4 protein-coding genes are annotated in these 3196 nt (G+C 60.2%); 2 read left to right on the top strand and 2 right to left on the bottom strand.

Features of this window, described 5'->3' with window-relative positions:
* Together AC1DHX_RS20480 and AC1DHX_RS20475 are read left to right on the top strand one after the other, a co-directional pair.
* Nucleotides 1-360: hypothetical protein (locus AC1DHX_RS20480; protein WP_476900442.1), on the top strand; the 360-nt coding region annotated here is incomplete at its 5' end.
* A 130-nt stretch (nucleotides 361-490) separates the two neighbouring features.
* Nucleotides 491-799, top strand: a complete 309-nt coding sequence (locus tag AC1DHX_RS20475) for a winged helix-turn-helix domain-containing protein (protein WP_476860527.1) — start codon at nucleotides 491-493, stop codon at nucleotides 797-799.
* A 144-nt stretch (nucleotides 800-943) separates the two neighbouring features.
* Here AC1DHX_RS20475 and AC1DHX_RS20470 read toward each other — a convergent pair whose 3' ends face one another.
* On the bottom strand, nucleotides 944-1138 hold the full coding sequence (locus AC1DHX_RS20470) for a hypothetical protein (protein WP_476860526.1): 195 nt from the start codon (nucleotides 1136-1138) through the stop codon (nucleotides 944-946).
* Between the two features lie 625 nt (nucleotides 1139-1763).
* On the bottom strand, nucleotides 1764-3196 hold a 1433-nt coding region (locus AC1DHX_RS20465; protein ID WP_476900441.1), incomplete at its 5' end, for a cutinase family protein.

The raw sequence follows: 3196 nt of genomic DNA, 5'->3' as shown, positions 1-3196 counted from the left end.
CCCTTGCTCCTGCTGGTCCTGACCGCTCCCCCACCCATCAAGCTCGCCGGCAATGGCCGCCACGAGATCGACGCTGGTGTTGCCCTGGGCCTTGAGTCCCTCTGTGCCCGCGCCGGAATGACTGCCGAAAACTACGAGGGCCTGCTGGCCTCCATTCCGTCCTGTGTCTCATGGATAACCTGGTCTGAGATCTACACCATTGTCATGCGACAGAAAACCGCGCTCTCGGGTCTCCCCTCCAGCATCGCTGCATCCCTCCACCGGACCGCTGACGGCGTGACCCAAGCCATCAAATGGCACTCCGGCGGCCTCGTCCTCGAATCCCTGGCCGTCGTTGATCGGCCCTTGGTTGACCGCTAACGCATAAGACTCGGAAGTCTGTCACTACCGGAGTCTGTGATTCGCTGCCTGAAGGCCGATAGCGGATGTTATGTTAACTAGTCAACAAAAGTGCACTTGATAACACAATCCTTCCTGATATGGTCGTGTCATGAACGAAGCGAAATGGCGGACCGCCTACGACGACCTGAAGTACCGAATTACTGAAGGCACCTGGCCAGTGGGCCAGCTCCTCCCGCCGATTTCACAGCTGCAGAGCTACTATGAGGTCGCGAGCCCGAACACCATCCGCCAGGCACAGCAAAGACTGGTAGCAGACGGACTTATCGAAACCGAGCAGGGCGTCGGCGCCCGCGTGGTGTCTACTGAGGCCACCACCCGCACCGTGGACATCCTCGAGGAATTGAAAGCAGCCAGGAAGGCGCTCGACCGGGCCATCCGCGCCGTGGAAAAGAGCTAATAGGACATAGGAGAGGATCTGGACCCCACGGCCCCGGCACACTCCCGCTAGGTGAGAAGACTCGGCCAAGGAAGGTCTTTCGCTAGACACTGTCCTGAGCAGTGAAGGCTGGCGTCCCCTGCTCCCCCGACGCCAAATCCGAATCTAGGCCTGCGGCCCGTCGGGGATGTAGGCCGCGACACCACCCTCGGTAAGCGAGTCCTTCGTCAGCGGCTGCCCCGGGAGAACCCATGCCAGAACGTCCTTCGGCGCCTCGTCCAGTTCGATGCCCCTGGTCAGCACCGTGAGTGGAACTATGAATTCGATTGTCCACGCCGCGTCCCATTCATCGACGTACATGTGATTCAGCGGCGGGGCCTTCCGCCCGGCTCGGCCTTGCGGTAGTTCACCCAGTGGTCCTGAATCAGGTTGACATACTCAGCCGAATTTAGAGCAGCGCAACCGCTATTCCGGTCTACTCCAAACTTGTCTACGTTGCTCTGGTCATTCACCTAGCTGGGGATGGCGTCGTGCCGGCGGGAGCAGACCATGGGCTCGGTACCGGCGGGACTGATCCATCATTCGGATGCCGGCAGCCAGGATACCTCCATCCATTACGCCGGTACCCAGGCCCTGAAGGATCTGGGGCCATCCATTGGAAGCGTGGGTATTGCCTATGACAATGCCGCCGCGGAGACTGTGTCAGAGCTGTTCAGGAACGAGGCCGTCACGACGGATTCACCGTTCCGTTGCGGGGGCATTGGAGACCGAAATCGCCGCGATGGAGAGCGTCTTCGAACGGGTCCACTGGTGCAGCAACCAACGCCTGCATTCTGCCCTACAACACCAAACCCCCGAGGAATTCAAGCAGACATACATTGCTCGAGAAATCGGCTCGTTACCCGACGACGGCGCCAACAAGACGGTGGCATGATTACCGAGACGGTTCGCGATTGCCACACAAATGCTGTGTATCGTAGAGGGGTTACTCGTAGTAGCGTGTTGCCGCCCAGACTCCGAGCTCTCGGACGCCCGTTGGAGTATATCCGGTGTGTACCTTGGTCATAGCATCTTTGTCGACGCTGTTGGGCGAGCACATGATGTCATTGTTTGTGCAGTAGCTAACCGTAACTCCTTCCAGGCTGGACGGGTAGGCCGCCTTCATGTCGTAGCCCAACAGCAGCTTCCCCAGGCTCGTGACACCGGGGACATCGTTGAGCCACGTAATCAAGCCTTTTCCGGTGCCGGTTCCAAGGTAGGTTCCGATCGGGCTGTTCGGATTCTCTAGAGGGTTGGCCAGGAGCATGACCCCCTTGATCAGGCCACTTTCGATCACGCCTCTCCCGACGCCTGGTCGCGTTTGGAGGTCAGCGAGAGCCAACTGGATGGCCATAGCTCCTTGAGAGTAGCCGGTGATGAGGATTTTTTGGTTGGGGCAGGAACTCGTGGCCTTGATGAGCTGCTCTTGGAGTTCCAAGGCCCCCGATCTGACGCTGCTCATGTAGCTGGCAAATTTTGAAGCGTCGAGATGAAGGAAAAGGAAGCTATTGAAGGGGTTTGGGAATCCGCCAATCGGATCTAGGTCTTGCCGCCACCAGTTGGACAGATCCGAAGTCGGTGCAGCTGGGTAGATCAGGGGAAGGATCTTTGTAGCAGCTGCATCGTCCGGGTGGAGGTCGTCCAGGAACCCCGGGGATTGTTTCTGGACCACTCCCGGACTGATCAACGCTTGACCTGACAGAATTGATTGAACCTTCGGACCCAGCCCCCTGAACTCCTGACCGGCGCCCGCCGTCACTTCGGCGAAGGAGAATGAATCGTACAGGGACGGGTCAGTTTCCACTTGGAGCGGGCCTTGTGGTGTTTCGCCGGACCCTCTGAGGGCAATGACGAGGGTGGGGCTGCAGGCCGCAGCCTGAGACCATCCGCTGGCGGGTGGTTCGGCGGCTGGGGGCGGCGCTACGTAACCGACCCAGGGAGCCACTATCACGTTACCGCTTGTGCCGGTTCCGGTTCCGAACGGCGGTGGCCCGGCGGGAGTCCCCCAGTCGACATTTCGAGCGTCCACGGCCGAATCGCCGGTTCCGACGACTCCTTCGGGACATCTGAGAACTTTGCCCGTTAGTGACGTTGAACCTGAAGCGCGAAGGCACGTTGTGGCCTCGTGAAGATATACGTCCCGGAGTGTGGCGTTACCGTCAGATGCGATCAGTTCCGTCCCGTAACGCGCGTCGAGCCGGGTGGCGGTGAGGGAAGCCCCGGTACTCAGGCTGATGCCGTACCAGTCCCCCGCGGCGGGGGTGCTGGCCCCGCCGTCGCCGTTGGTGTCCCCGCCGGCGCTGTCATCCTGGTAGGAGGTGAAGACCACCGGCGCGGTAGCGGTGCCGTTGATGGCCACCGACCCTGAAACATCAAGAT

The organism is Arthrobacter sp. 05N33_2 (genome assembly GCF_056397425.1).
This window is presented reverse-complemented; position numbering and strand designations above follow the sequence as displayed.